The 25,868-nt window shown below is 67.6% G+C and carries 27 protein-coding genes; 20 read left to right on the top strand and 7 right to left on the bottom strand.

Going from position 1 to position 25,868, the window contains the following annotated elements:
* Positions 1–8: 8 nt before the first annotated feature.
* Positions 9–1,088: a glycosyltransferase family 9 protein gene (locus C8D93_RS05475; RefSeq protein WP_366515920.1), complete on the bottom strand. Its 1,080-nt coding sequence runs from the start codon at positions 1,086–1,088 to the stop codon at positions 9–11.
* 3 nt (positions 1,089–1,091) lie between these two features.
* On the opposite strand from C8D93_RS05475, the gene C8D93_RS05470 reads away from it, so the two are divergent.
* Positions 1,092–1,802 carry a 3-deoxy-D-manno-octulosonic acid kinase gene (locus C8D93_RS05470; RefSeq protein ID WP_110264144.1) on the top strand — a complete coding sequence of 237 codons (711 nt, stop codon included), beginning with the start codon at positions 1,092–1,094 and terminating at the stop codon, positions 1,800–1,802.
* 17 nt (positions 1,803–1,819) lie between these two features.
* On the top strand, positions 1,820–3,085 hold the full coding sequence (locus C8D93_RS05465; RefSeq protein WP_110264143.1) for a 3-deoxy-D-manno-octulosonic acid transferase: 1,266 nt from the start codon (positions 1,820–1,822) through the stop codon (positions 3,083–3,085).
* 11 nt (positions 3,086–3,096) lie between these two features.
* Here the strand turns inward: C8D93_RS05465 and C8D93_RS05460 are convergent, their stop codons facing one another.
* Positions 3,097–4,023 (bottom strand): glycosyltransferase family protein, encoded by a 927-nt coding sequence (locus C8D93_RS05460; protein WP_110264142.1) that lies wholly within the window; start codon positions 4,021–4,023, stop codon positions 3,097–3,099.
* Between the two features lie 99 nt (positions 4,024–4,122).
* Entirely contained in the window at positions 4,123–4,806 is a 684-nt protein-coding gene (locus C8D93_RS05455; RefSeq protein ID WP_110264141.1) for a serine/threonine-protein kinase, read from the bottom strand.
* 146 nt (positions 4,807–4,952) lie between these two features.
* Between C8D93_RS05455 and C8D93_RS05450 the strand changes: the two genes are divergently transcribed.
* The 10 genes from C8D93_RS05450 to C8D93_RS05405 all read left to right on the top strand — a co-directional run bounded on the left by C8D93_RS05450 (position 4,953) and on the right by C8D93_RS05405 (position 14,548).
* Entirely contained in the window at positions 4,953–5,714 is a 762-nt protein-coding gene (locus C8D93_RS05450) for a glycosyltransferase family 2 protein (protein ID WP_110264140.1), read from the top strand.
* Positions 5,715–5,869: 155 nt separating this feature from the next.
* A complete protein-coding gene (locus C8D93_RS05445; protein WP_110264139.1) occupies positions 5,870–6,583 on the top strand; it encodes a TetR/AcrR family transcriptional regulator in 714 nt (237 codons plus the stop codon).
* A gap of 36 nt (positions 6,584–6,619) precedes the next feature.
* Positions 6,620–7,915, top strand: coding sequence for a cytochrome P450 (locus C8D93_RS05440; RefSeq protein WP_110264138.1), 1,296 nt, complete (start codon positions 6,620–6,622; stop codon positions 7,913–7,915).
* A 104-nt stretch (positions 7,916–8,019) separates the two neighbouring features.
* A complete protein-coding gene (gene rd, locus C8D93_RS05435) occupies positions 8,020–8,184 on the top strand; it encodes a rubredoxin (RefSeq protein ID WP_110264137.1) in 165 nt (54 codons plus the stop codon).
* Between the two features lie 145 nt (positions 8,185–8,329).
* The gene (locus C8D93_RS05430; protein ID WP_110264136.1) at positions 8,330–9,340 is read left to right on the top strand and encodes an aromatic ring-hydroxylating oxygenase subunit alpha; all 1,011 of its coding nucleotides are present in this window, start codon (positions 8,330–8,332) and stop codon (positions 9,338–9,340) included.
* A 70-nt stretch (positions 9,341–9,410) separates the two neighbouring features.
* A complete protein-coding gene (locus C8D93_RS05425) occupies positions 9,411–9,734 on the top strand; it encodes a 2Fe-2S iron-sulfur cluster-binding protein (protein ID WP_110264363.1) in 324 nt (107 codons plus the stop codon).
* 186 nt (positions 9,735–9,920) lie between these two features.
* Positions 9,921–11,291, top strand: a complete 1,371-nt coding sequence (locus C8D93_RS05420; protein WP_170123914.1) for a DUF1329 domain-containing protein — start codon at positions 9,921–9,923, stop codon at positions 11,289–11,291.
* A 63-nt stretch (positions 11,292–11,354) separates the two neighbouring features.
* Entirely contained in the window at positions 11,355–12,221 is an 867-nt protein-coding gene (locus tag C8D93_RS05415) for an SDR family NAD(P)-dependent oxidoreductase (RefSeq protein WP_110264135.1), read from the top strand.
* 39 nt (positions 12,222–12,260) lie between these two features.
* Positions 12,261–13,760, top strand: coding sequence for an aldehyde dehydrogenase family protein (locus C8D93_RS05410; protein ID WP_110264134.1), 1,500 nt, complete (start codon positions 12,261–12,263; stop codon positions 13,758–13,760).
* Positions 13,761–13,900: 140 nt separating this feature from the next.
* On the top strand, positions 13,901–14,548 hold the full coding sequence (locus tag C8D93_RS05405) for an outer membrane beta-barrel protein (RefSeq protein WP_110264133.1): 648 nt from the start codon (positions 13,901–13,903) through the stop codon (positions 14,546–14,548).
* 61 nt (positions 14,549–14,609) lie between these two features.
* Here the strand turns inward: C8D93_RS05405 and C8D93_RS05400 are convergent, their stop codons facing one another.
* Positions 14,610–16,064, bottom strand: coding sequence for an aldehyde dehydrogenase family protein (locus C8D93_RS05400; protein ID WP_110264132.1), 1,455 nt, complete (start codon positions 16,062–16,064; stop codon positions 14,610–14,612).
* A gap of 202 nt (positions 16,065–16,266) precedes the next feature.
* On the opposite strand from C8D93_RS05400, the gene C8D93_RS05395 reads away from it, so the two are divergent.
* Positions 16,267–17,712, top strand: a complete 1,446-nt coding sequence (locus tag C8D93_RS05395; RefSeq protein WP_110264131.1) for a WS/DGAT/MGAT family O-acyltransferase — start codon at positions 16,267–16,269, stop codon at positions 17,710–17,712.
* A 483-nt stretch (positions 17,713–18,195) separates the two neighbouring features.
* On the opposite strand, the gene C8D93_RS05390 is transcribed toward C8D93_RS05395, so the two are convergent.
* The 3 genes from C8D93_RS05390 to C8D93_RS05380 all read right to left on the bottom strand — a co-directional run bounded on the left by C8D93_RS05390 (position 18,196) and on the right by C8D93_RS05380 (position 20,072).
* Positions 18,196–19,209, bottom strand: a complete 1,014-nt coding sequence (locus C8D93_RS05390; RefSeq protein WP_110264130.1) for a ParM/StbA family protein — start codon at positions 19,207–19,209, stop codon at positions 18,196–18,198.
* Between the two features lie 71 nt (positions 19,210–19,280).
* Entirely contained in the window at positions 19,281–19,673 is a 393-nt protein-coding gene (locus tag C8D93_RS05385; protein WP_110264129.1) for a VOC family protein, read from the bottom strand.
* A gap of 6 nt (positions 19,674–19,679) precedes the next feature.
* Positions 19,680–20,072, bottom strand: a complete 393-nt coding sequence (locus C8D93_RS05380) for a GFA family protein (RefSeq protein ID WP_211307212.1) — start codon at positions 20,070–20,072, stop codon at positions 19,680–19,682.
* A 112-nt stretch (positions 20,073–20,184) separates the two neighbouring features.
* Here C8D93_RS05380 and dapF point away from each other — a divergent pair, with 112 nt between their 5' ends.
* The 7 genes from dapF to ubiE all read left to right on the top strand — a co-directional run bounded on the left by dapF (position 20,185) and on the right by ubiE (position 25,862).
* Complete coding sequence (dapF, locus tag C8D93_RS05375) at positions 20,185–21,024, top strand: diaminopimelate epimerase (protein WP_110264127.1); 840 nt, start codon at positions 20,185–20,187, stop codon at positions 21,022–21,024.
* A complete protein-coding gene (locus C8D93_RS05370) occupies positions 21,012–21,716 on the top strand; it encodes a DUF484 family protein (RefSeq protein WP_110264126.1) in 705 nt (234 codons plus the stop codon). Before dapF ends, C8D93_RS05370 begins: the two co-directional genes overlap by 13 nt.
* Positions 21,703–22,644 (top strand): tyrosine recombinase XerC, encoded by a 942-nt coding sequence (locus C8D93_RS05365; RefSeq protein WP_110264125.1) that lies wholly within the window; start codon positions 21,703–21,705, stop codon positions 22,642–22,644. The genes C8D93_RS05370 and C8D93_RS05365 overlap by 14 nt, the downstream gene beginning before the upstream one ends.
* Before the next feature lie 72 nt (positions 22,645–22,716).
* Complete coding sequence (hslV, locus tag C8D93_RS05360; RefSeq protein WP_110264124.1) at positions 22,717–23,259, top strand: ATP-dependent protease subunit HslV; 543 nt, start codon at positions 22,717–22,719, stop codon at positions 23,257–23,259.
* Entirely contained in the window at positions 23,259–24,614 is a 1,356-nt protein-coding gene (gene hslU / locus C8D93_RS05355) for an ATP-dependent protease ATPase subunit HslU (protein WP_110264123.1), read from the top strand. Before hslV ends, hslU begins: the two co-directional genes overlap by 1 nt.
* A gap of 11 nt (positions 24,615–24,625) precedes the next feature.
* Positions 24,626–25,033, top strand: coding sequence for a gamma-butyrobetaine hydroxylase family protein (locus C8D93_RS05350; RefSeq protein WP_110264122.1), 408 nt, complete (start codon positions 24,626–24,628; stop codon positions 25,031–25,033).
* 70 nt (positions 25,034–25,103) lie between these two features.
* The gene (ubiE, locus tag C8D93_RS05345) at positions 25,104–25,862 is read left to right on the top strand and encodes a bifunctional demethylmenaquinone methyltransferase/2-methoxy-6-polyprenyl-1,4-benzoquinol methylase UbiE (protein ID WP_110264121.1); all 759 of its coding nucleotides are present in this window, start codon (positions 25,104–25,106) and stop codon (positions 25,860–25,862) included.
* The last annotated feature ends 6 nt before the right edge of the window (positions 25,863–25,868 follow it).

Raw genomic sequence — 25,868 nt, 5'->3', positions numbered from 1 at the left:
CATTGAATTCAGGTGCTGAACCACGGCGGGCGGCGCTGCGCCGGGCTTGCATCGGCGACCGCCCGGAGGCGGTCCAGGACGGCATCGACAGGGATCAGCTCCATCGCCGCCGGATCGCGCACGCGGCGCCCCCAGCGGACGCGGCCGACGGTCGTCCCCAGGTGCCGTTGCAGGGCCTGCTCGTAGACGTCGACGCACCAGCGCGGATCGACGGGGCCGGTGCGGCGCGGGTTCGAGGTTGCGTACAGGCCGATCGCCGGCGTGCCGACGGCGCTGGCCATGTGCACCGGGCCCGAGTCAGGCGCGAGCACGCACAGCGCGCGCTCGATCAAGGCGAGCAGCTGCTTGAGCGTGGTCCGGCCGATCAGGTTGTCGACAGCGACACCCGCCTGGCTGCAGATGCGCTCGCCGTAGTCCAGTTCGAGCGCGCTGCGCCCGCCGGTCAGGACCGTCCGGATGCCGAGCGCATGCGCGTTCCGGACCACCTCGGCATAGCGCTCCGCGGGCCAGTTGCGAAAATTGCGTGCACGCTGGCTGCTGCAGGGGCTCAGCACCAGGGTGGGTGTGCCGTCGGCGATGTGCGTCCGGGCGAACTCGCGATCCGCATCGCTCAGGGGGATGTCCCAGCGCCGGGGGCCGCGGGGCACACCCAGCGCGTCGCCGAAGGACAGGAAGCCCTCGGCCACATGGGGCTGCGTGGCGGGCGCGATGCGGTGATTGGTAAACAGCCACTGTCCGTCCCGTGCGCGCCGACGGTCGAAGCCGAGCTTGAGCGGCGCCCGCACGCGCCAGGCGAGTGCGTTCGCACGCCACGAGGCCTGCATGTGGATCAGCACGTCGAAGCGACGGCCGGCGAGCACTTCGCGCGCCGGCCGGCCTTCCAGCAAGCCGGTCTTCTTGTCGTAGCGCAGGAACTCGATTCCCCCGATGTCTCCCACTAAACTGGCCTCGGTCGTGCCGATCAGCCAGGTGATGGCGGTGCGCGGCCAGGCTTTCTGGAGATTGCGCAGCAGGGGGACCGAGTTGCAGACGTCGCCTATCGCAGACAGCCGCAGCACGCAGATCGACGCGGGCGGGGAACGCAACACAGCATGCAGGTCAGATCCTGGCGGCACGCCAACGATTTTATCGTATACGACGAAACGCTCATCGCTTCGCCGTCGCCGGAGCTGTTCGACCTGCCGTGGTGGCAGGCCCGCGGATTGACGCAAGGCAGCTTCGACGGACGCGCCAAGGTGCATGTGGTGCGCCATGGCGATGCGCGCTGGGTACTGCGCCGCTACCTGCGCGGGGGGCTGATCGCCCGGCTCTCCGATCACACCTATGTCTGGGGCGGACTGCGCGCGACGCGTCCTTGGCGCGAATGGCATCTGCTCGCCGCCCTGCGCGAGCGCGGTCTGCCGGTGCCGCGTCCGGTGGCCGCGCACGTGCGGCGGGTCGGCTGGCGCTACAGCGGTCATCTGCTGTCGGAGCTGATTCCGGATGCCGTTCCCTTCGCCGAGCTGCTGCAGTCCGGAGCGCTGGAGCCCGCAGACTGGCAGGCGGCCGGGCGCACGCTGCGGCGCTTCCATGACGCCGCCGTGCATCATCCGGATTTGAACCTGCGCAACATCCTGCGCGCCGGCGACGGTAGCATCCACATCCTGGACTTCGACAAGGGTCGCCTCGAGGCGCCCGCCTGGCAGTTGCGCGGCGAGCTGCGGCGACTGCAGCGGTCGATCGGCAAGTTCGCCGTGAGCGATGCGCAGCGCGAGGCCGCCGCCACCGGCTGGCAGGCGCTGCTGCTCGCCTACGGCGGCTGAGGACCGGACTCCGGCCCATGTACCACCTCTACCAGGTGCTGATCGCGCTCGCGATCCCGCTGGCCCTGCTGGTGCTGCTGCGCGGCGGTGCGCGGGGCAGCGTGCACGGCGGCCGCTGGCGCGAGCGCCTGGGCGATGCGCCGGAGCTTGCGGACGGACTGGAGGTCTGGGTTCACGCCGCCTCGGTCGGTGAGGTGCAGGCGGCCTCGCCGCTGGTGGACGCCCTGATCGGTCGCTACGGCGAAGGGCGTGTCGGCGTCACGACGATGACGGCAACCGGTTCGGCGCTCGTGCGCCAGCGCTGGGGTGCCCGCGTGATCCATGCCTACGTGCCTTTCGATCTGCCCCCGCTGGTGCGGCGGCGGCTCGCCGTATGGCGTCCGCGCGCCGTGGTGATCCTGGAGTCCGAGCTGTGGCCCGTCCTGATCCGCGAGCTGGCCCGCCGCTCGATCCCGGTGCTGATCGCCAACGCGAGAATGTCGCCGCGGTCCCAGCGCCGCTACGCGCGACTCGGCGGGCTGGTGCGCGGCAGTGTCGGGCGCATCACCGCGATTGCGGCCCAGTCCGCGGACGATGCCGCTGCCTACCGGGGGCTCGGTGCGCGGCATGTGGAGGTGACCGGCAACCTGAAGTTCGATTGCGCCGTGCCGGTCGCGCAGCAACAGGCCGGCGAGCAACTGCGCCGCTGGCTGGGTGTCTCGCGCCCGGTCTGGGTGGCGGCGAGCACGCACGAGGGCGAGGAGTCGGCGGCGCTGGCGGCGCATCGGGCCCTGCTGGACGCGGGCGTCGACGCCGTCCTCATCCTGGTGCCGCGCCACCCGCAGCGTTTCGACGGGGTGGCGCGCCAGATCGCCCACGCCGGATTCGAGTTCGCGCGCCGCAGCGACGCGTCGCCGGCCGCGGGCCGCCCCCCACCGGCGGTGCTGCTGGGTGACAGCATGGGCGAGATGTTCTGCTACCTCGCGGCGGCCGACGTGGCGTTCGTCGGCGGGTCGCTGGTGCCGGTCGGCGGCCACAACGTGCTCGAACCCGCGGCGCTGGCACGGCCGGTGCTGTTCGGCCCGGCGATGCACAACCAGCGGCCGGCGCGCGCGCTGCTGCTCGAGGCCGGAGGGGGCATCGAGGTCGCCGATGCCGCGGACCTGGCGGCGACGGTGGCCCGGCTGCTCGGGAATCCGGACGAGGCGCGCCGCATCGGCGCGTCTGCGCAGGCTTGCCTGCAGGCGCACGCAGGGGCCACGCAGCGCGTGCTGGCGGTCTTCGATACGTTGATGCCGCGCTAAAAGGCGCGGCCTCACTCCTCGGCGCTGCGGTCCTTGCGCACGAAGTCGCCGACCAGGGTGTAGCGTCCCTTGCGCCAGCGCGGCAGGCCGAAGCGCCGATAGAACGCCGACTCCAGCAGGCGGCGGCGCTCCTTGCCGGTGAGCTGCGTGCGCCAGCGCGGGTCGTCGAGGTCGAGCGAGATCGGATGGTTCGCGATGCGCTCCTGCATCACCGCGGGATGATCGCCGCGATAGCGCCGGATGCAGTCGCGTCCGATCCAGCGGTAGTACGCCCCCGCTTCGAAGCTCGCATCGCTGCCGCGGAGCTTGTGCGGCGCATTGCGCAGCTTCCAGGTCATCGCCTCGGGCGTCAGCAGCTTGCCGTAGCGGAACATGTCGACGCCGCTGTCGACGCACCTGAGCGCCCGGCCGCGTTCGCCGTAGCTCTCGAAGACCGAGAAGGTCATCGCGCTGGTGATCGCGTAGACGCCGTTCCACGGCTTGAAGGCGCGCACGACGTACTTGAAGCGGTCCGGGTAGGTGCGGATGAAGTGCTGATAGTCGCCGTAGAACACGAGGCGTTCGATCAGCAGGCCCTCGACCTCGGGGTTGTCGAGGTGCTCGGTCATCAGCGTGCGCAGTTGCGGCAGGTCGCGCTCATGGAACAGCTCGTTGCCCTGCACGTAGACGATCCAGTCGCCGCGACAGCTGAGCAGCCCCAGATTCGTCTGCTGCGCCAGCACACTTGCCTTGGGGGTGATCCGCGGATGCCAGATCGAGTCGATGATCCGGATCTTCGGGTCGCCGATCGCCTCGACCGCTTCGCGCGAACCGTCCTCCGACTCCGCGACGACGACGACCATCTCGTCGACCAGCGGCAGGACCGAACGGATCGCCTCGACGAAGGGGTAGCCCAGCGCGACACCGTTGCGGATGAGACTCAGACCGGAAATCAGCATGCGGAAAAAAGCCTGACGGAATGAATGACTCCGACGGTCGCGTGCGGAGAGCGGCCTGCGATGGTGCATCACTCGCGCCGCTGACGCGAGGGGGGATTCCTACTGCCGTCGCGTACCGAGCCGCGAGCGCCCGGGCGGATCGGTGAACAGATGCAGGCGGCGCAGGTCGCGCGATTCCGGGCCGATCAGGTGCAGGCGCAACAGCAGCGTCGCCAGCGGATTGGGCGAATACTCGTGGAACGGAATCTTGTTGAAGTCGTACAGCTTCAGCGTGTGGCGGCCGCATTCGCCGCCGACCGATCCGCCGGTGACCATGATGTTGTTGGGGTGCAGGTCGAGGTCGAAGACCCTGGCGTCGTGCGCCCGGCGCACGATGCGCGACAGCGACGCGACCAGGGTGCGCAGCACATGGGGCGGCGCGGTCTTGCGGAAATCCTCGAACAGCACGCCGTCGACGTATTCCTGCACCAGCGCCTGGACCGGACCGTCCGACCAGAAGGCGAACGGACGCGCGATGTGCGACTCCAGCCCCGGAACGCGGTAGAGCGTGAGATTGCGACGGTACTCGTAGCGCGCCAGTGTCGTGCCGTGGCGGCGCAGATGCTTGTCGCTGGCGTCCGGGCGATACAGCTTGAGCACACTGTCGCGCCCCTGCCAGCGGACGCGCCAGGCGCGCGAGCGCTTGCCTTCGCCGAGCAGGGCGATGACGTGCACCTGCTCCAGCGGCGTGCCTCGCAAGGCGGCGCGCGCGCAGTCCGGCAGTGTTTTTTCTTGTGGCTCCACGGCGCGATCCTCACGGGCGGGGCGCCGGCATTATGAAGGATTGATGGACAAAAGATGACAAACGGGTCATCTGCGGCGGCTACGGCCATTGCCCTGCGCCGCGGCTGCCGCTTCAATAGCGGGCCTTCCCCCGCCTTTCGCCCGCAATGAGCGCCCGCCGCCGACTGTCCGTCTTCCTGATCGTCAAGAACGAGGCCGACCGCATCGACGACTGTCTCGCCTCGGTCTGCGGCTGGGCCGACCAGGTCGTCGTGCTAGATTCGGGCAGCACCGACGGCACGGTCGAGATCGCCCGCCATCGCGGCGCCACGGTGCACCAGACCGACTGGCCGGGCTTCAGCGCGCAGCGCAACCGCGCCCTGGGCCTGGTCGACGGCGAATGGGTGCTGTCGATCGACGCGGACGAGCGCCTGACCCCGGCGCTGCGCGACGAGATCGACGCCGCGCTGTCGAATCCGGCGCTCGACGCGACCCTGATCAAGATGCCCTGGCGGACCTACTTCTGCGGCCGGCCGTTGCGCTTCGGACGCTATACCTCGCCGCAGGGCAAGCTGTTCCGGCGGGAAGGGGCGCGCTACAGCACGCGGCCGGTGCACGAGCAGCTGCTGTTGCCGGAGCGCCGCGTCCTCAACCTCAAGTCGCCGCTCGACCACTACAGCTGGCGCTCCTACGCCCACGCCCAGGAAAAGCACCTGCAGTACGCGGTTCTGCTCGCGCGGCACAAGCACGCGCAGGGCGAGCGCGGCAGCCTTGCCTACGCAAGCGTCCGTTTCTTCACGGATTTTCTTCAGCAGTACGTGTTCCGCCTGGGCCTGCTCGATGGCTGGCGCGGTTTTCTGATGGCGGTGATGCTCGGCCAGTACGCCTTCCACAAGTACGCGGCCTTGCGATCGATGCGCGAAGAGTGAGGGCGCGTGGCCCGGGGTGCGCCGCGGGCACGCCGCCGCGCCATGACCGCCGGGACCGGCGCCCGTCCTGCCGCGGAGCCGGTCTCGTCTGACCGGGTGAGGTATTTCGAGAACCGATTCTCGAAACTCGGCATCAGGCCCATGCGGAGGTGTCGATGCCGACCTCAGCGCTCAGGATCCCGGCGGAAGGTGCCGCGTCGCCGCGCGTCGGCCGGCCGCCGCGCGTGCAGGCCCCCGACATCATCGCTGCGGCGATCGAGATCGGCCTCGACAAGGTCACGCTCAAGCAGGTCGCCGACCGTCTGGGCGTGGGCATCGCCACGCTCTACCGCCATGTGCGCAACCGCGACGAGCTGGTGCGGCTCGCCGCGTTCCGCGTCGCCCTGACCAGCCGCCTGCCGCGTCGTGACGCCGAGCCGGCGGGGCACTGGACCACGGTCGCGATCGGCTACGCCGAGACCCTGTTCGAGTCCTTCGCGCGCGAACCGCAGCTCGTCTACGAGTTGATGAAGGGGCGGCTGGGGCCGGACGTCGAGATCGACTTTCTCGAGCAGTTTCTCGCCGCGCTCGAACCGCACGGCTTCACGCCTGCACAGGGCGTGCAGCTGCACCACGCAGTGGCGATGCTCGCGATCGGGGCGGCCGTGGGCGCGACCTCGGTCGTGGCAGCGGTCGACGCCGGTCTGCCGCAGGACGCGGCGATGCGTCGCGCACTCGCCGAGCGCGGCCGTCACGAGCTGCCGCGCGTGCGCAGCGCCCGCGACGTCTACGTCAACACCGATCCGTCGCAGTGGCTGCGCGCGTTGCACGATCTGCTGCGCGGCATCGCGCTGTCGCGCGGCGAGCCGCCGCCGGACTTCCCGGCCTAGGGCCGCGCCGCCCGGACGACCACGAGGAGAGCCCAGATGAACGACACTGCCAGCACCGCTGCACCCGCGGGCCGCATCGAGATCGACGCCCGCATCTTCAACCCCTACTCGAAGGACTACATCCGCGAGCCGGACCCGGTCTGGCAGACGCTGATCCGCGACTACCCGATCGCGTGGCACAAGGATCTGCAGATGTGGATCGTGAGCACGCACGAGCTGGTGGACCGCATGCTCAAGGACAACCGCTTCTCGCCGTACTTCGGGCACTGGGAGCATGCGCCGCCGCCCAAGCCCGAGGACCAGAAGAACGATTTCGACAAGTCCTACGAGGTGGGCTTCTTCGCCGTGCCGCCCAAGGATCACCTGCGGCTGCGCAAGCTGACGATGCCGGCCTTCTCCAAGCCGGTGATGGCGAAGATCGACGCCAAGATCCGCGACCTCATCGTCGAGTGTTTCGACAGCATCGGCGATGCCGAGGAGTTCGACGTCTACGAGACGCTCGCCGCCAAGATCCCGGTGCGCGCGATCGCGCGCATGGTCGGTGTGCCGACGAACATGGAGGACTTCTTCCATGATTTCGCCGTCAACATCATCAAGGCCACGCGCATCAACCTGGGCCCCAAGGAGCGCGAGGCCGCGATGCAGGCGACGCTGCCGGGGTACGCGCACTTCCGCGAGATGATCGCCGAGCGACGCGCACGGCCGGAAGGGCCGGGCGACGATTTCTTCGGCAGCCTGATCAGCGCCAGCGACAACGGCTCGCAGCTCACCGACTACGAGATCCTGTCGGTGATCTTCGCGCTGATCACCGCCGGCTCCGACACCGCCACCGACCTGCACACCTTCCTGCTGCAGGCGCTGCTGAGCCATCCCGACCAGCTCGCGCTGCTGCGGCAGAAACCGGAGCTGATGGAGAACGCGATCATCGAATGCCTGCGCTGGGGTTCGTTCGGCAAGATGCCGTTCTTCCGCTTCGCCACCGAGGACATCGAGTTCGCCGGCCAGCAGATCCGCAAGGGCCAAGGCATCGGCGTCAACATCATGGCCGCGTGGCACGACCCGGCGAAATGGCCGGAGCCGACGAAGCTCGACATCACCCGCCGCCTCGACGGCAACATCGTCTTCGGCGCCGGCGCCCACTTCTGCATCGGCACCTATCTGGTGCGCGTGCAGGGCAGCCTGATGCTGACCGAGTTCATGAAGCGCTTCCCGGACGCGACGCTCGCCGACGGCGACGGCCGCATCGACTACGAGTGGACCCACCACAATGCGCGGCGCATCAACCGCCTGGTGGTGAAGACGAATGTCGCACCGGCGCGCAAGGCGGCTTGATCCATGCGGATGCAGACTCCTTTTTTCGCATCGAGCAGGCCCGCGACACACCGCGTCCACTGCGCGAACGCGGCGCTCGGGCCGAACGGGCGAGGAGCGGGCCATTGAGCAAATGGATCTGCGTGATCTGCGGCTACATCTACGACCCGGCGGTCGGCATCCCCGACGCCGGCATCGCCGCGGGCACGGCTTTCGAGGACCTGCCGGAAGACTGGATCTGTCCGGAATGCGGCTCGCCCAAGTCGGCCTTCGAGGTCTACGAAGCATGAGCCCCACGGACCTCACCACGGTTTCACCTGAACGGACTAAGACGGCCGCAGGGCGCCGGGGCAGTATCCCGGTCTCCGAGCCGGTCGTGGCCGGTCCTTCATTCGTGCGGCAACACCTCAGCAAGCCTCAGGAGGGCTAGCCAGTATGGGTACCATCGATCTCAAGCAGCTCCTCGAATCGCAGACCCTGGAGCGTTGCCCGTTCCCGATCCCGGTCGGCTGGTATTTCATCGACTACGCGGACACGCTCAAGGCCGGCGAGATGCGCAACGTCTTCGTCTTCGACCAGGAATGGGTGCTGTTCCGCACGGAGTCCGGCAAGCCGGGCATGACCGATCCCTACTGTCCGCACCTGGGCGCGCACCTGGGCCACGGCGGCAAGGTCTGCGGCGAACACATCCGCTGCCCCTTCCACCACTGGGAATACGACACGGAAGGCTGGTGCAAGAACATCCCCTACGCCAAGCTCATGCCGCCGATCGCCAAGAAGCAGGCGATCCTGCGTGCACTGCCGATGGTCGAGAAGTACGGAATGATGTGGGCCTGGTATCACCCGCAGTGCGAGCCGCCGAGCTTCGAACTGCCGTACATCCCGGAGCTCGAGGATGCCACCGGCTATACCGGCTCGCGGCGCGGTTCGTGGACGGCCGACACCTGCATCCAGGAGATCGCCGAGAACGGCCCCGACGTTGCGCACCTGAAGTTCCTGCACGGCGCGCCGATCATTCCGCCGGTACAGACCACCTACGAAGGTCCGGTCATGAAACTCGACATCGGCCAGGGCTACATCCAGGGCACGTCCTACGGTCCGGGCCTGAATGTCATGCGCTTCAACCAGCACGGCATCACCGCGACGATGATTTCGTACTCGGTGCCGATCAGCAAGGAAAAGACGCAGATGAACATGTCGTTCCGGCATGTGGACTATGCCGAGGGCACGCCGGAGCTGGCCGCGTCGAAGAAGGTCATCGATCACATGATCGGTGCCGCCGAGGGCGAGGAGAGCGCCGGCTTCGAGAGCGTCGACTTCATCGTCTGGAACAACAAGAAGTACCGGCCGAACCCGCTGCTCTGCGACGGCGACGGTCCGGTGCTGCAGTTCCGCAAGTGGTTCAAGCAGTTTTATCCCGGGTACGAGAACTCGACCAAGATCTGACGGCCGCGGGCGCGTGGATTCACGGCGGCTGCGCTGCGGCGCAGCCGCCTTTTTCGTGGAGAACAAGAGCATGGCAGTGGTACGCGTCATCGGCCGCGACGGCAGCAAGCAGGACCTGGATGTCGCCAACGGCGGTCAGTTGATGGACGCGTTGCGCGACGCCAGCACCGGCGTGCAGGGCACCTGCGGCGGCATGATGTCCTGCGGCACCTGCCATGTGTACGTGGACCCGTCCTGGGTGGATCGTCTGCCGCCGAAAAGCGAGGACGAGTCGGCGATGCTCGAGGCCATCGGCGAACTGGTCGAACTCAAGCCCACGTCGCGGCTGTCGTGCCAGATCGCCGTCGACGACGACATCGAAGGGCTGTGCGTGGAGATCGCCCCGCCGGTCTGATCGCCGCAGTGGCTCCCGCGAGACCGAACGCGGATACTCGGTTCGGACGAGGCGGCGGTGCGCGGCTCACTTAGGATGATCCGCAGTTCGCAATCGGCGCCACCGGCCTCGTTCCTGCACCGGTGTGCGCGCAAGCCGCGGCGCGCCGCCATGCGCACGACAACCGCGGCATTACGAGGAGAGGTCATGAAGCTCAATCTGGTCGTGGCAAGCGCTGCCTTGGTCTGCGCAGTCGGCATGCCCGTGCAACACGCGATCGCGAAGGTCTCGCCCGAGAAGGCCGCGGAGCTCGACGGCGACAAGCTCACCTGCATGGGGGCCGAGCGTGCGGGCAGCGCGTCCGGCATCGCCGAGTACACCGGCAAGTGGGTCGGCAAGTGGCCGGGCATGACCAAGGAGTACGGCTACGAGCCCGGCCCCTACGCGGACGAGAAGCCGCTGTTCACGATCACCGCGCAGAATATGACGGAGTACGAGGACAAGCTGACCGAGGGCCAGAAGGCCCTGCTCAAGCTGTATCCGGACTCGTACAAGATGAACGTCTACCCGAGTCATCGCGACTTCGGGTTCCAGGATTGGGTCTGCGACACGGTCAAGAAGAACGCCGTCGAAGCCGAGGTCGTCGACGACGGTCTGGGCATCACCGGCACCAGCGGCGCGATCCCGTTCCCGTTCCCGTCCGGCGGCGTCGAGGCCATCTGGAACATCATCAACCCGCATCGCGCCTGGACCGAGAAGGCGGTCTGCGACATCGCCGACGTCTACGCCAACGGCAGCATCGCCTGGGGTCGCAACAAGTTCATGACGCTCAACCCGGGCAACAACCCCACCAAGCGCGGCTCGTTCACCGAGAAGATCAACGCCTACTTCTACACCGGTTACCTGCTGCCGGAGCGCGACAAGGGCTTCGTCGCCGTGGGTTACCAGCCGAACAACTTCTCGAACGATGCCACCCAGTCGTGGCAGTACCAGCCGGGCCTGCGCCGCGTGCGCCAGGCGCCGGAAGTGTGCTGCGACTACCCGGTGCCGCCCGCGGGCCTGCGCACCGTGGACGACGACTACGTGTTCAACGGCTCGCCCGAGCGTTACACCTGGAAGCTGGTCGGCAAGACCGAGATGTACGTGCCGTATCACAACTTCAAGGTCAACGATCCGGCGCTCAAGTACAGCGAGCTGATCAAGCCGAACACCATCAACCCGGACTACGTGCGCTACGAACTGCACCGGGTGTGGGTGGTCGAGGGCTATCTCAAGGACGGCATGCGCCACATCTACTCCAAGCGCCGCCTCTATGCCGACGAGGACACGTGGATGGCGCTGTGGGCCGACAACTACGACGCGCGCGGCCAGCTGTGGCGCATCGCCTTCGTCAACTACTTCTATTCGCAGGAGTCGGCGACCTTCCATCGCGGCGCGTCGATCTACCACGACCTGACGGCGAAGGCCTACGAGGCCGGCTACCTGGTCAACGAGCGCGGTGACGACTGGTGGCGGATCAACCAGCCGCTGCAGCCGGCGCAGTTCAGCCCGCAGGCGGCGGCGCGCGGCGGCCACTAGTCGAATCCTTCGGATTACTGCTCAGCGGGGCGGCGTTGCCGCCCCGTACTTCAAACCGGAAAGATGAAAGCTGCGTTCATTACGGGAGCCAACGTCGGTCAGGCGAATCTGCTGGCGAAGGCACTGGTGCAGCGCGGCTGGCGCGTGTTCGCCGGCGTGCTGCCGAGCGCGCCGACCGATCTGCAGACCGGCGGGACGCTGACCGTCGTCGATCAGGATGTATCCGACGACACTTCGGTCAGGCGCAGCGCCGAGATCGTCGATGCGGCGCTCGACGGCAAGGGCCTGGATCTGCTGATGAACGTCGCCGGCGTCGCCAACATCGCCACCGGCGTGCTCGAAGGGGCGGACATGGCGACGGTGCAGCGCCTGTTCAACATCAACCTGTTCGGCCAGTTGCGCGTGATCCAGGCGTTCCTGCCGCTGATCCGCCGCAATGCGCCGGGCGCGCGCATCGCCAACTACAGCTCCGGCGCGATCATCGCCAACCCGGTCGGTGCCGGCGCCTACAACATGACCAAGCATGCGATCCACGGCATGACGCTGACGCTGCGCCACGAGCTGGCGCCGCTGGGGATCGAGGTCACCTCGATCGTGCCCGGGGGGGTACTCACCGGCATGTCGGCCAACTCGCATGCGAACACGAAGAAGACCTGGCACGAGCAGCCCGAGGCGATCCGCCGGGTCTACGAGCCGCACCTGGGCCACGTGATGATGCAGGTGCTGCCGGACATGCTCGAGAAGACCGGCAGCACGCCGGAGCAGGCGCTGGCCGGCACGCTGAAGATTCTCGACAAGTCCCGCTGGGCGCCGATGGAATTGCTCGGCAAGGACGTCAAACCGATGGGCGTGATGCGCCGGCTGCTGTCCGACCGTCAGCTCGAGTTCGTGATGCGCAAGACCTTCAAGATTCCGGCGTATCGGGCGTAGGCCCTGCCGCCCGCTGGCCGCCAGTGCCGAGGTGATCCGATGAACGCGGTACTCAAGGAAGCAAACCCCCACGCGGAGCTGTTCGAGCGCCAGCTCGCGAAGTCCCGCGAACTCTCGCTGACCACGGCGGCGCAGCGCGCCGACAAGATCCGCCGTCTGCTCAAGGCGATCCTGGATGCACGACCGGCCATCCTCGAGGCCGGCTTCAAGGAACTGCGACTGGCGCCGACCGACATCGACGCGCAGTTGCTGATGATCAAGACCGAGGCCGAGTTCATCTGCCGCAACCTCGCGCAATGGATGGCGCCGCAGCGCGTCCAGGGTTCGCTGATGACGCTGGGCAAGGTCAGCACCGTGCGCCACGAACCCAAGGGCACGGTGCTGCACGTCTCGACGTGGAACGCACCGATCGCCGAGGCGTTCATTCCGGCGTTCGGCGCCATCGCCGCCGGCTGCACGTTCACGCTCAAGCCGTCCGAGCTGGCCCCGCACTCGGCGCAGGTGCTCGCGGACATCGTCGGACAGGTCTTCGGCGACGACGAGTTCGCCGTGATCCAGGGCGCCGCCGAGGCGGCGAGCGCGCTGCTGGCCTTGCCGTTCAACCACATCTTCTACATCGGCGGTCACGCCGTGGGGCGCATCGTGCTGCGCGCCGCGGCCGAGCACTTCGCGACGGTCACGCTGGAGATGGGCGGCAAGAATCCGGTCATCGTCGATGCCAGCGCCGATCCGGCCGAGGCCGGGCGCAAGATCGCCTGGGGCCGCGTCGCCAATGCCGGGCAGGTCTGCCTGGCGCCGGACTATGCCCTGGTGCACGAGTCGATCGTCGGCGCCTTCACCGGCGAGCTCGCCAAGTCCATGCAGGCCATGTACAACGCCGACGGCAAGGGCTTCCGCCACTCGCCGGAGCTGCCCCGCATCGTCAACCGCAAGCACTTCGATCGCATCAAGGCGCTGCTCGACGACGCGCTGGCCAAGGGTGCGAAGCTCGAGTTCGGCGGCGAGACCGATGCGGACGATCTGTATGTCTCGCCGACCATCCTCTCCGCCGTGACCGAGGACATGCGCATCATGCGCGACGAGATCTTCGGTCCCATCATCTGCGTGATCCCGTATGCGCGCCGCGAGGATGCGATCGAGACCGTCCGGCGTCGGCCCAAGCCGCTGGGTTCCTACATCTTCGCGAAGGATCGCGAGGCGATCGACTGGTTCCTGGCGCGCACGACCTCGGGCAGCACCGTGGTCAACCACAACCTGATCCAGTCCGGGACCAACCCGCACCTGCCGTTCGGCGGCGTCAACGCCAGCGGTCAGGGCCGCCTCGGCGGCCGTTTCACCTTCCTCGAATGCTCCAATCCGCGGGCGGTCGTCGAGGACCGCTACCCGGCAGGCGATCCGAACATCATGTTTCCGCCGTACTCGGACAAGTACAAGAAGATGGTCGGCCAGATGCTCGGCAAGGAGATCAAGCTGCCGGATGCGGCCATCAACGCCATCAACGGCATGATCCGGCTGACCTCCGTATTCAGCAAGCGCTGACAGCCGCGTAGGCGGATTGCTGTCACGAAGAGTTCACGCAGGGTTCCTGCTGAGCGGAACAATCCTCGTCTAATGTGCAGGAGTCGCGCCGCGGCAGGTGTCGGCCGGCGGTGGCGATCACCCACAGAAACGGAGGACTCATGCGCACCCTGGCAAACCTCGGCGTCGTGCTGGCGCTCGCTGCACCCTGCAGTGCCTTCGCGGGACACCAGTCCAATCTGGACGGCTACTACATTCCTCAGAGCGAATTCAGTTTCGAGCCGGAGACGGCGCTGCCGTTCGACTTCGACGAGAACGGCGACGGATACGGGATCAAGGCGCAGTTCCAGGTCTCCTCCGTCTTCTTCATCCACGGCGAATACCAGGCGATCGACTACGGCGAGGACGACGACACCGGCGTGCTCAAGGACGATCTCAACACCTACCGGATCGGCGGCGGCTTCTTCTTCTCCGATTCGCAGCCTTTCTTCGTCAAGGGCGAGTACATCGGTGTCGACCTCGGTGACAGCGACGACGGCGACGAGGAGATCGACGAGGACTACAACGGCTACGGCGTGCACATCGGCGCGCTGGGGCATGTCGGCGATGCCCTGAACCTCACCGCCAGCATCGGCTACGTGGACCTCGACGGCACCGCGGGTATCGAGTTCCTGGTCGGCGTCGGCTTCCAGCTCACGCCGCTGATCGGTGTCTTCGCCGACTACCGCAATACCGATCTCGAACTCGACGACGGCGGCGGCGACTTCAAGCTCACGGACGTGCGCACCGGGGTGCGCTTCGTGTTCTGAGCATCGCGGCGCGCAGGCATGAAAAAGGCCACCTCGGTGGCCTTTTTCATTGCATCCGCGGCTACTGCGTCTTGATCATGATGTCGAGCATCTTGCTCTTGAACTTGGTGTACGGCGGGAACAGCGTCCGCGCCATCATGAACCGCGTGCGCACCACGGCGCGCTCGTGCGAGAACGCCCGGAAGCCGTACTCACCGTGGGCATTGCCGATGCCGGAGTTGTTGACGCCGCCGAACGGCAGGTTGCCGTGGGCGTACTGCACCACGCAGTGGTTGATGCAGGTGCCGCCGGCACTGGTGCTCTTGAGCGCCTTCTGGATGTTGGCCTCGTTCCGGCTCCAGATGTAGAGCGCCAGCGGCTTGGGCTCGGCGTTGATCGCGGCGATGACGGCGTCGAGATCGGTGTACGGCATGATCGGCAGCAGCGGGCCGAAGATCTCCTCGGACTGGATTTTGGCATCGGCCGGGATGTCGTCGAGCAGCGTCGGCTGGATGAAGCACTCGTTCTCGACGGCTTCGCCGCCGCACAGCACGCGGGCGCCGCGCTGGGTCGCGTCGGTGAGCAGCGCGTTGATGCGCTTGGTGTGCCGCTGGTTGACCACGCGCGCGAGATACGGCGACGCCATCTGCTCCTTCGCGCTCTTGCCGTAGCACTCCTCGATGACCTTGATGCACTCCTGCGCGAAGGCGTCCTTCTTCGAGGCGTGCACGTAGACGTAGTCCGGGGCGATGCAGGTCTGGCCGTTGTTGGTGTACTTGCCCCACATCAGCGTGCGCGCGGCCAGTGCCAGGTCCGCAGTCTCGTCGATGATCGTCGGCGACTTGCCGCCGAGCTCCAGCGTCACCGAGGTCAGGTGTTTCGCGGCAGCCGCCATCACCACCTTGCCGACGGCCGGCGAGCCGGTGAAGAAGATGTGGTCGAAGGGCAGCGCGAGCAGCTCAGTCGAGACCGAGACGTCGCCTTCGAACAGCGCCACCTCGTCCTCCGGGAACAGCTCCTTGATCATCTTCGCCATCAGCGCCGACAGGTGCGGCGTCATCTCGGACGGCTTGAGGATCGCCGTGTTGCCGGCCGCGATGCACGACACCAGCGGGCCGAAGCACAGGTTCACGTTGTAGTTCCACGGCGAGACGATCAGGCACCGTCCCTTGGGCTCGTACTGCACCCAGGACTTCAGGCCGATCGTCAGGCTGGTGGGCCACACGCCCTTGGGCTTCATCCACTTCTTCAGGGCCCGCATCGCGTGCTTGGCCTCGCTGACGACGGGCAGCACCTCGGCGAGATCGACCTCGGCCGGCGGCTTCTTGAAATCGAGGTACGCCGCCTCGTGGATCTGTTGACGATAGGTCATCATTGCATCGCACAGGCGCCTGATCTTGGCGATGCGTTCCTGGGCCGTCGACGTGCGCAGGCGGATCGCCGTCTCGCGCTGGCGCTCGAAGACGCGCTGGATTTCCGCAGCGGTGGCGGACGGTACCGCTGCGCTGCCGGGCAGATAGGAAACGACCGAGCTCATGTTCTCTCTCCGGGATCTCGAAGTCTGCGGGCGGGCGGACCGGGGGCCGCACCAATTGAACAGACGGTCGAGTATAGGACCGCTCCGCGATGGATGACACACCCGTCAGATTCGCCCGTCTGCGCGCGCGCAGACGGCGGACTGCGCTAAGGTCGTGTCCCCGGTCGGGGTTCGATGTGACAAGTGGGGGAGGACAAAAAACATGAACATGCTCAAGCCGCTGGACGCCGCATGGCTGTACGTCGACACCGTCGACACGCCGATGCAGGTGGCCTGCATGGCGATCTTCTCGCTGCCGGAGGAGGCCCCGGGCGATTTCCTCCAGGGGCTGTTCGAGCATCTTCGTGCCGTGCCGAGCTTCGCCCGGCCGTTCAATCTCAAGCTGGCCTCGCCCAAGCTCAAGGGCGTGATGCCGGCCTGGGTCGAGGCCGAACACATCGATCTCGACTATCACCTGCGGCATTCCGCCTTGCCCAAGCCGGGCGGCGAGAGAGAGCTGGGCGTGCTGATCTCGCGCCTGCACTCGCACCCGATGGACTTCAACCGGCCGCTGTGGGAGATGCACGTCATCGAAGGACTGGAGCACGGCCGCTTCGCCCTGTACATGAAGATGCACCACTCGCTGGTGGACGGCGTCGGCGGCATGCGCATGCTGCAGCGGATGCTGACGCCCGATCCGCAGGCGCGCAGCCAGCCGCCGCCGTGGGCCGTGGGATGCGGCGCCCGAAGCGAGCGCGAGCCGCAGAGCTTCGATGCGCAGTTGCGCAAGCTCGTCGATGCGGCGCGGGCCCAGCTCGGCACCGCGCCGGCCGTGGCGCGCGCGCTCGGGCGCATCGTCCGCGAGTCGGTGCAGCCGCACGATCCGCAGGAGGCCCTGCCGTTCTCGGGGCCGCGCTCGGTGGTCAACGCCAAGGTCTCCGCACAGCGGCGTTTCGCCACCCAGCACTACGAACTCGAGCGCGTGCGGGCAGTGGCGCGGGCGGCGGACGTCACACTCAACGACGTGTTTCTCGGCCTCAGCGCCACCGCCTTGCGGCGCTACCTGGAGGAGATCGGCGCGCTGCCGGACAAGCCGCTCACGGCGGGGGTGCCGGTCTCGGTGCGCCCGGCGGACGACGAGAACGCCGGCAACGCGATCAGCTTCATCATCGCCAACCTGAATACGACCGTCGAAGACCCGCTCGAACGGCTGCAGATGATCCGCCGCTCGACGCAGGTCGCCAAGGATCAGCTGCAGACGCTGCCCAAGGCCGGGATCGACAGCTACACGATGATCTTCATGGCGCCGTTCATCCTGCAACTGCTCGCCGGGCTCGGCGGACGCGTTCGGCCGATGTTCAACATCACCATCTCCAACGTGCCGGGGCCGAAGACGCCGCTGTACTTCAACGGCGCCCGCATGGAGCAGATCTACCCGGTCTCGCTGCTGTCGCACGGCCAGGCGCTGAACATCACTTCGGTCAGCTACGCCGGGCAGTTCAATATCGGCATCACCGGCTGCCGTGATGCGCTGCCCAGCATGCAGCGCCTTGCGGTCTACATGGGCGAGGCGCTCGAGGAGCTGGAACGGGTGCTCGGGCTGGGCCACACGCAACGGCAGCCGGTCGCGAAGAAGGCGGCGCGCAAGCGGGGGAAGAAGGCGGCGTGAGGGACGGATAGTTCCCTCTCCCCGCAGGCGGGGAGAGGGTTGGGGTGAGGGGCGCCGGCGGAGCCGGCAATAGCAACAGCTCGTTCGCGCCTGCGTTCAAGCCATCCATGGCGAGGCCGCGTTCTTATCTACGAACCCCTGGGTGGCGTCTGGCTAACTCGACGTGACATTGAGTCACGTCTCGCCTGTGGCCAAGCGCTCCTTGGACACCCGGCGTAAGACGCAGAAGAAGCCATCGCACCTGTTTTTGGGATCTTTAGTCAGGCCATCCCTGGCGCAGCGGCATCTCAATTTTCTATCCCCTGGGCGGCCATCCATGGCCGCCCGGCGGAAGGCGCAGCGGATGCCACCGGCATCCGTTCTTGTTCTGAGGACTCGTTCAGGCCATCCTTGGCGAGACGGCGTGCATGTTTGCAACCCCCTGGGTGGCCATCCTTGGCCACCCGGCCTGAGGTTCTGTGATGCCACTGGCATCACAGAACCTCAGGCCCCCCAAAGATGCTGGCCGTATTTCCAGTAGCCAAAGACGTTGTTGAGGCGCGCGTCCTGGTCGGCCGGCATCGGCAGCACTTCGCCTTCGAGCAGCGGCGTGAGGAAGGGCGCGAGCGCGGTGCCGCCGCCGCCGGTGAGGACGATCGCGTCGATGTCCCAATCGTCGGCCCAGAGGCGATTGACTTCCTGGGCGATGCGCGTCGCAAGCTGCTGGAAGGCGTGCTGGACGATGCCCGAGAGGTCGTAGCGCTTGCCCTTGATCTTGATCGTGCCCTTGGAGACGCCGTCGTAGAGGCGGTAGAGCTCGATGTTGACGCCGCTCTTCTCCTGCAGCGCGTTGGCGATCGCGGTGTAGGCCACGGCGATGCCGGAGTCCGAGGACTGGCTGCCACGCTCGGAATAGCGGGTCTTCTCGCTGATCGTGTAGTCGGCGGTGCGAAAGCCCACGTCGATGATGCCGATCTTCTCGCTGATGAAGCGCTGGCTGGCGGGCTTGCCGATGTCGCTGAGCATCAGGTTGAACATCGACCCGAACGGCTGCGGAATCACGCGCACGCGCTCGATGTTGATGATCTTCTCCTCGCGCTCGGGCGTGCCGGTCTTGACCACATGGATCGTGTGGCGCGTCTGCAGCAGGTTGGTCAGCGGTTCCTTGTACTTGCGGAAGAAGCTGATCGGCAGGCCGGTGACCAGGCGCACCGGGTCGCCGCTGTCGACGAAGGGCGCCATCGCCGCCAGCGCCAGGGTGCGGGCGTACTGGCCGAGAAACTGGTTCTGGTCGAGCGTGAAGCCGCGCCCGCGAGACTGCTGTTCGGCGAGCTCGCCGATGAAGAAGGACTGATTGCCGATCTGGATGTGCCGTGGAAACACCGTCGCACCCGGCAGCAGCGTTTCACTGAACTGTGCTTCGTTGGCTTCGCCGACGACCGATTTGAAGACCTGGAACTGCTTGCCGTCGGAAGCCTTGGTGTAGCCGAACCCGATGTCCGCCCCGAGCACCTTCACGGTGATGTCCTCTTGGAATTTCGCGGGTTTCTAGCACGCGCCCTGTCAAAACACAAAGCGCGCGGCTGCGCTCAGGGCGACGGCAGATCGACCCGTCCGCCGCGACGCTCGACGACGTTGAGCACCGTGCCGGCGGGGTCGACGATGCTGAAGCTCAGCTCGCCGTCGCCGAAACGGGTCAGTGTGCCCAGCGGCGGAATCTGCCGTCGCTGCAGGTCCTCGTAGACCGCGGTGACGTCCGGGACTTCCAGCGCCAGGCACAGGCCGCGCGTCTGCGTGGTGTGCTGGAACACCGGCAGGCGGGTCGGCGGATTGGGTCGCAGGAAGCCGATCTCCCAGCCGGACACGCTCAGGTGGAGATACCAGGCGTTGCGGAACAGCACCCGCGCGTCGAAGGCGCGCTGGTAGAAATCGGCGCACTCGCGCAGCGCGGCGGTGGTCACGATCGGATACCAGGTGCGCATCGCCGCTCAGCTCGCCGACAGGTGCGCCAGCGTGTGCCCGTGCCGCTCCCAGTCGCGGCCGTCGAAGTCCTCGTAGTCGACCGCCGCGATCGTCGCCGGGTCGAGGCAGCGCAGGTTCACCGAATAGCCGTCCGGGTTCGAGCGCGGCACGTAGAACGACTTGATGCCGCAGACGCCGCAGAAATGGTGCTGCGCGGTGCCGGTGCCGAAGCGATAGGTCTGCAGTGCATCGCCGCCGGCGAGCAGGGTGAAGCGGGCGGACGGCACGATCAGGTGCTCGAAGCCGGTCATGCGGCAGATCGAGCAGTTGCAACGCTGTACACGCAGGCGTGCCGGCGCGCGCACCTCGAAGCGCACCCGTCCGCAGTGGCAGCCGCCCGAATGAGTGATGTCCCCCACGCTCGTATCGTGCCGCCAGCGGTTGCCCGCCTGCAAGCCGCAGCCTGCCGCGGGCCGCCGCGCCGAGCCGGCGGCGCCGCATGAAAATGGCCTGCGCCTGTAGAATCCGCTCATGCAAGTCCGCTTCACCAAGATGCACGGCGCCGGCAACGACTTCGTCGTGATCGACGCCACGGCTGCGCCCTTTCGGCCGACGCCGTCGCTGCTGCAGCGTCTGGCCGACCGGCGCTTCGGTGTCGGCTGCGATCAGATCCTGGTCGTCGAGCCACCGGCATCTCCTGACGTGGACTTCAACTACCGCATCTACAACGCCGACGGTTCGGAATCGGGCCAGTGCGGCAACGGTGCGCGCGCGCTGGCCCGCTATGTGCGCGAATCCGGACTGAGCGACAAGCGCGCGATCCGCGTCCGCACCGCCACAGCGACGATGATGCTCGAGCAGGCCGGCGATGGGCTCTACCGGGTCGACATGGGCGTGCCGCAGTTCGATCCTGCCGCAATCCCGTTCGATGCCGCCGAACGCTCCGATCGCTACGCGCTGACGCTGGACGGCGGCGCCGTGGTCGAGATCGGCGCCGTGAACATGGGCAATCCGCACGCCGTCATGCGCGTCGGCGATGTCGACACCGCGCCGGTCGAGCAGGTCGGCCGGCTGTTGCAGGCGCATGCCTCGTTCCCGCAGAGCGTCAACGCCGGCTTCCTGCAGATCGTCGATCGCGGACGGGCCCGGCTGCGGGTGTTCGAACGCGGGGTCGGCGAGACGCTGGCCTGCGGCAGCGGTGCCTGCGCCGCCGCGGTCGTCGGCCGCATCTGGGGGCTGCTCGATGCGCGCGTGGACATGCAGATGGCCGGCGGCGTGCTGACGATCGAATGGGACGGGCAGGGCGGGCCGGTGCTGATGACCGGTCCGGCCGAAACGGTATTCACGGGGGAAATCGAATGGCCGAACTGACCGCGCCGCGCGAGGACGCGCCGGTACCCAAGCTCAGCGAGCGCGAGGTGGTGGCCTACCTCAAGGCGCACGCCGACTTCCTGAGCCGGCACCCGGACCTGCTGGAAACGATCGAGCTGCGACACAAGGCGGGCTCCGCCGTGTCCCTGATCGAGAAGCAGGTCGACATGCTGCGTGCGAAGAACCAGCGGCTCGAGGACCGCATGCAGCGCCTGGTCGAGGCCGCGCGCGACAACGAGCGGCGCACGCAGAGCGTGCAGCGTCTTGCGCGCACCCTGATCCGCGCACCGTCGCTGGCGGCGGTGGCGGCCGGGCTGGCGAAGTGCCTGCGCGAGGACTTCGGCATCGAGGAGGTGTTCGTCGGGGTCATGGCCGGGCAGTTCAAGCGGCACGACATCGAGGGCATCCACCCGCTCGACCCGGACGGCAGGCTGGTGCGCACGTTCGAGAATTTCTTCCGCACCCGCCTGATCGAGTGCGGGCCGCTGCCCGAGGATCGCGCGCGTCTGCTGTTCCCGAAAGCCGCATCGCCGGTGCAGTCCGCCGCGATCGTGCCGCTCGAGAAGGAGAAGAGCCTGGGCATGCTGGCGCTCGGCAGCGCCGACCCGCAGCGCTTCCAGCCGCGGCAGGGCAAGCTGTTCCTGGAACTGACGGCCGATCTGGTCGCCGCCGCGATCCGTGCGCGCCTCTGAGCAGGCTTCCCCGTCAGTCACGGCGCCGGGTTTCCTGGGACCGCTGATCGACGCGTTCGTCGGTCACCTCCAGCATCAGCGGCGCTATTCCGACAACACCTGTGCTGCCGCACGCCGCGACCTCGCGGCGTTTGCCGCGTACTGCACACGGGGCGGCGTGAGCGCGCTGGCGCAGATCGACCAGCACTTCGTGCGTGCCTACATCGCGGCGCGTCACCGCGACGGGCTGCAGCCTGCGAGCCTGCAACGGCACCTCTCGACGTTGCGCGGCTTCTTCCGTCACCAGGTGCGCGAACAGCGCATCGCGGCGAACCCGGCGCAGACGGTGCGCGCGCCGCGGGCCAGGCGACGCCTGCCGGGCGTCGTCGCCGCGGATGCGCTCAACGCGGCGCTCGACCGTGAACCCACCGACGAGCTTGGTGTGCGCGACCGCGCCATCATCGAGCTGTTCTACTCCTGTGGCCTGCGTCTGGCGGAGTTGCATGGTCTCGACGTCGCCGACGTCGAGAACGGACGCAGCGAGACCACGATCACCGGCAAGGGGCGGCGCCAACGCATCGTCATGATCGGCGCGCCGGCACGCGCGGCAGTGGCGGCGTGGCTGCGCCTGCGGCCGCAGTACGCCGCGCAAGGCGAGCCGGCCCTGTTCGTCTCGACCCGCGGCCAGCGGCTCTCGCGCGCGGCGATCGGCGTGCGCGTCAGGGCCTGGGCGCAGCAGGCCGAGCTCGGCGTGCGGCTGCATCCGCACCGCCTGCGGCATTCGTTCGCGACGCATCTGCTGGAGTCCAGCGGCGACCTGCGTGCGGTGCAGGAGATGCTCGGCCATGCCCACCTGTCGACCACGCAGATCTACACGCACCTCGACTGGAAGCGCCTGAGCGCGGTCTACGACGACGCCCACCCGCGCGCGCGCCGGCGCGGCCGCTGAGGGCGCACATCGCGGCTTGAAACCGCGGTCCGGCGTCCCCACGATGCGGTTTCATCCGTGACCGGTTCCCCCATGAAGCAATTCGACGGCACCACCATTCTCTGCGTCCGCCGCGGCAAGGCCGTCGCGCTCGGCGGCGACGGTCAGGTTTCGCTCGACAAGACGCGCATCAAGAACAACGCGCGCAAGGTCAGGCGCCTGTACAACGACAAGGTCATCGCCGGCTTCGCCGGGGGCACCGCCGACGCGTTCACCTTGTTCGAGCGCTTCGAAGGCAAGCTCGAGAAGCATGGTGGCCAGCTCGTGCGCGCTGCCGTGGAAATGGCCAAGGACTGGCGCACCGATCGCTATCTGCGCCGGCTCGAGGCGCTGCTGATCGTCGCCGATGCCGACACTTCGCTGATGATCACCGGTAATGGCGACGTGATGGAGCCCGAAGAGAGCGGCGTGCTCGCCATTGGATCGGGTGGCGCCTACGCGCAGGCGGCGGCGCTGGCACTGGTCCAGAACAGCGAACTGGATGCGCGGGCGATCACCGAGAAGGCACTGCACATCGCCGCCGACATCTGCATCTACACCAACCACCAGCTGACGATCGAGACGATCGAGTCCTGATGAGCGAAGCCCAGAACCCCGCCTCGACGATGACGCCGCGCGAGATCGTCGCCGAACTCGACCGCCACATCGTCGGCCAGCAGTCGGCCAAGCGCGCGGTCGCGATCGCGCTGCGCAACCGCTGGCGCCGTGCGCAGATCGACGGCCAGATGCGCGCCGAGATCCATCCGAAGAACATCCTGATGATCGGCCCGACCGGTGTCGGCAAGACCGAGATCGCGCGGCGCCTCGCCAAGCTCGCGAACGCGCCGTTCGTCAAGGTGGAAGCGACCAAGTTCACGGAGGTCGGTTACGTCGGCAAGGACGTCGACACCATCGTGCGCGATCTGGTCGACGTCTCCGTCAAGATGACCCGCGAGCAGGCGACGCGGCGCGTGCGCGACCGCGCGGAGCTCGCGGCCGAGGAGCGCATCCTCGACGTGCTGCTGCCGCCGCCCAAGGATTTCGGCGAGGCCAGTCCGCAGCGCCAGCAGGAGAGCGGCGCGGCGCGCCAGGTGTTCCGCAAGCAGCTGCGCGAAGGCAAGCTCGACGACAAGGAAATCGAGATCAAGCTCAACCAGGCGACGCCGCGCGTCGAACTGATGGGGCCTCCGGGCATGGAGGAGATGACCCAGCAGCTGCAGTCCATGTTCGCCAACATGGGCCAGAACCGCGCCAAGACCCGCAAGATGAAGATCGCCGAGGCACTGCGCGAGCTGGTCGAGGAAGAAGCCGGCAAGCTCGTCGACGAGGAGGCGATCAAAGCCGAGGCCCTGCGCAACGCCGAGGAGAACGGCATCGTCTTCATCGACGAGCTCGACAAGGTCTGCAAGCGCGGCGAGTACGCCGGTGCCGATGTTTCGCGCGAGGGTGTGCAGCGCGACCTGCTGCCCCTGATCGAAGGCAGCACCGTGAGCACGAAGTACGGCTCGGTGAAGACCGATCACGTGCTGTTCATCGCCTCCGGCGCGTTTCACCTGGCCAAGCCCTCGGACCTGATCCCCGAGCTGCAGGGACGCCTGCCGATCCGCGTCGAACTCGATCCGCTCAAGGCCGAGGATTTCCTGCGCATCCTCACCGAGCCGAACTACGCGCTGACGGAGCAGTACCGCGCCCTGATGAAGACGGAGAACGTCGACGTGCGCTTCGGCGACGACGGACTGCGGCGCCTCGCGGAGATCGCGTGGCAGGTCAACGAGCGCACCGAGAACATCGGCGCACGTCGCCTGCATACGGTCATGGAACGGCTGATGGACGAGATTGCCTTCGAGGCGCCGGACAAGGCCGGCAGCGAGATCGTGATCGATGCCGCCTATGTCGACCAGCGGCTCGGCAAGCTCGCCGGCGACGACGACCTGTCGCGCTACATCCTCTGAGACCGGCAGTCGTGGGCACGTCCGCGCCGAACCTGATCCGCCTGCACCGCAAGGCGCGCGTGCTCGAAGTGGCCTGGGCCGACGGCACGCGCTTCGAGCTGCCGTGCGAGTACCTGCGCGTGTTCTCGCCCAGCGCCGAACTGCGCGGCCACGGCCTGCCGGAGCCGATGCTGGTCGGCGGCAAGCGCGAGGTGAACATCGCCCGCGTGGAGCCGGTCGGGCGTTATGCCGTGCGACTGGTGTTCGATGACGGCCACGACAGCGGTATCTATTCCTGGGACATCCTGCGCGAACTCGGCGAGACGCAGACCGCCAACTGGACGCGGTACCTGCAGCGGCTGGACGCGCACCGGATGTCGCGCGACAGCGAGGTCGTCAAGCTCTCGGCCCTCGTCAAGACCTGGACGCCGCCGGCCTAGGGCCGGCCGGCTGACGGCGGCCCGCGGCGGGCCGCTACAATGCCGCTCTTCGTCCCGCGAATGCCGCCGCATGTCTTCAGAGAACAAGCCGGGCTACACCCACTTCGGCTATGAGCAGGTGCCGGCCGGCGAGAAGCAGTCGCGCGTCGCCGGCGTGTTCAGCTCGGTCGCCCGGCGCTACGACCTGATGAACGACCTGATGTCCATGGGCATCCATCGCCTGTGGAAGCGCTTCGCGGTCGATCTGGCCGGTGTGCGTCCCGGCGAGACGGTGCTCGACGTTGCGGGTGGCACCGGCGACCTGACCAAGGCGTTCCGGCGTGCAGCCGGTCCGCAGGGGCAAGTGATTCTTTCGGACATCAATGCCGCGATGCTCGGTGAAGGCCGGCGCCGGCTGATCGATGCCGGCGTCAGCGGCGTGCCGCTGGTCCAGGCCAACGCGGAGTGCCTGCCTTTCGCCGATGCCAGCTTCGACTGCATCACGATCGGTTTCGGCTTGCGCAACGTCACCGACAAGGATGCGGCCCTGCGCTCGATGCGGCGCTGCCTGAAGCCCGGCGGCCGCCTGCTGGTGCTCGAGTTCTCCAAGCCGGTGATCGAGCCGCTGTCTCGGGCTTACGACCAGTATTCGTTCAAGGTGCTGCCCCTGCTCGGGCGCTACGTGGCGCAGGACGAGGCCTCGTACCGCTACCTTGCCGAATCGATCCGCATGCATCCCGATCAGGCCACGCTCAAGGACATGATGGAGGGCGCCGGGCTCGAGCGCGTGCAGGTGTACAACCTCACCGGCGGCATCGTCGCCGTGCACCGCGGCTTCCGCCTGCAATGAGGGGCG

The organism is Sinimarinibacterium flocculans (genome assembly GCF_003201205.1).
GTDB lineage: Bacteria > Pseudomonadota > Gammaproteobacteria > Nevskiales > Nevskiaceae > Solimonas > Solimonas flocculans.
Note: the sequence above shows the minus strand (reverse complement) of the source record. Positions and strands in the feature narration are given on the sequence as shown.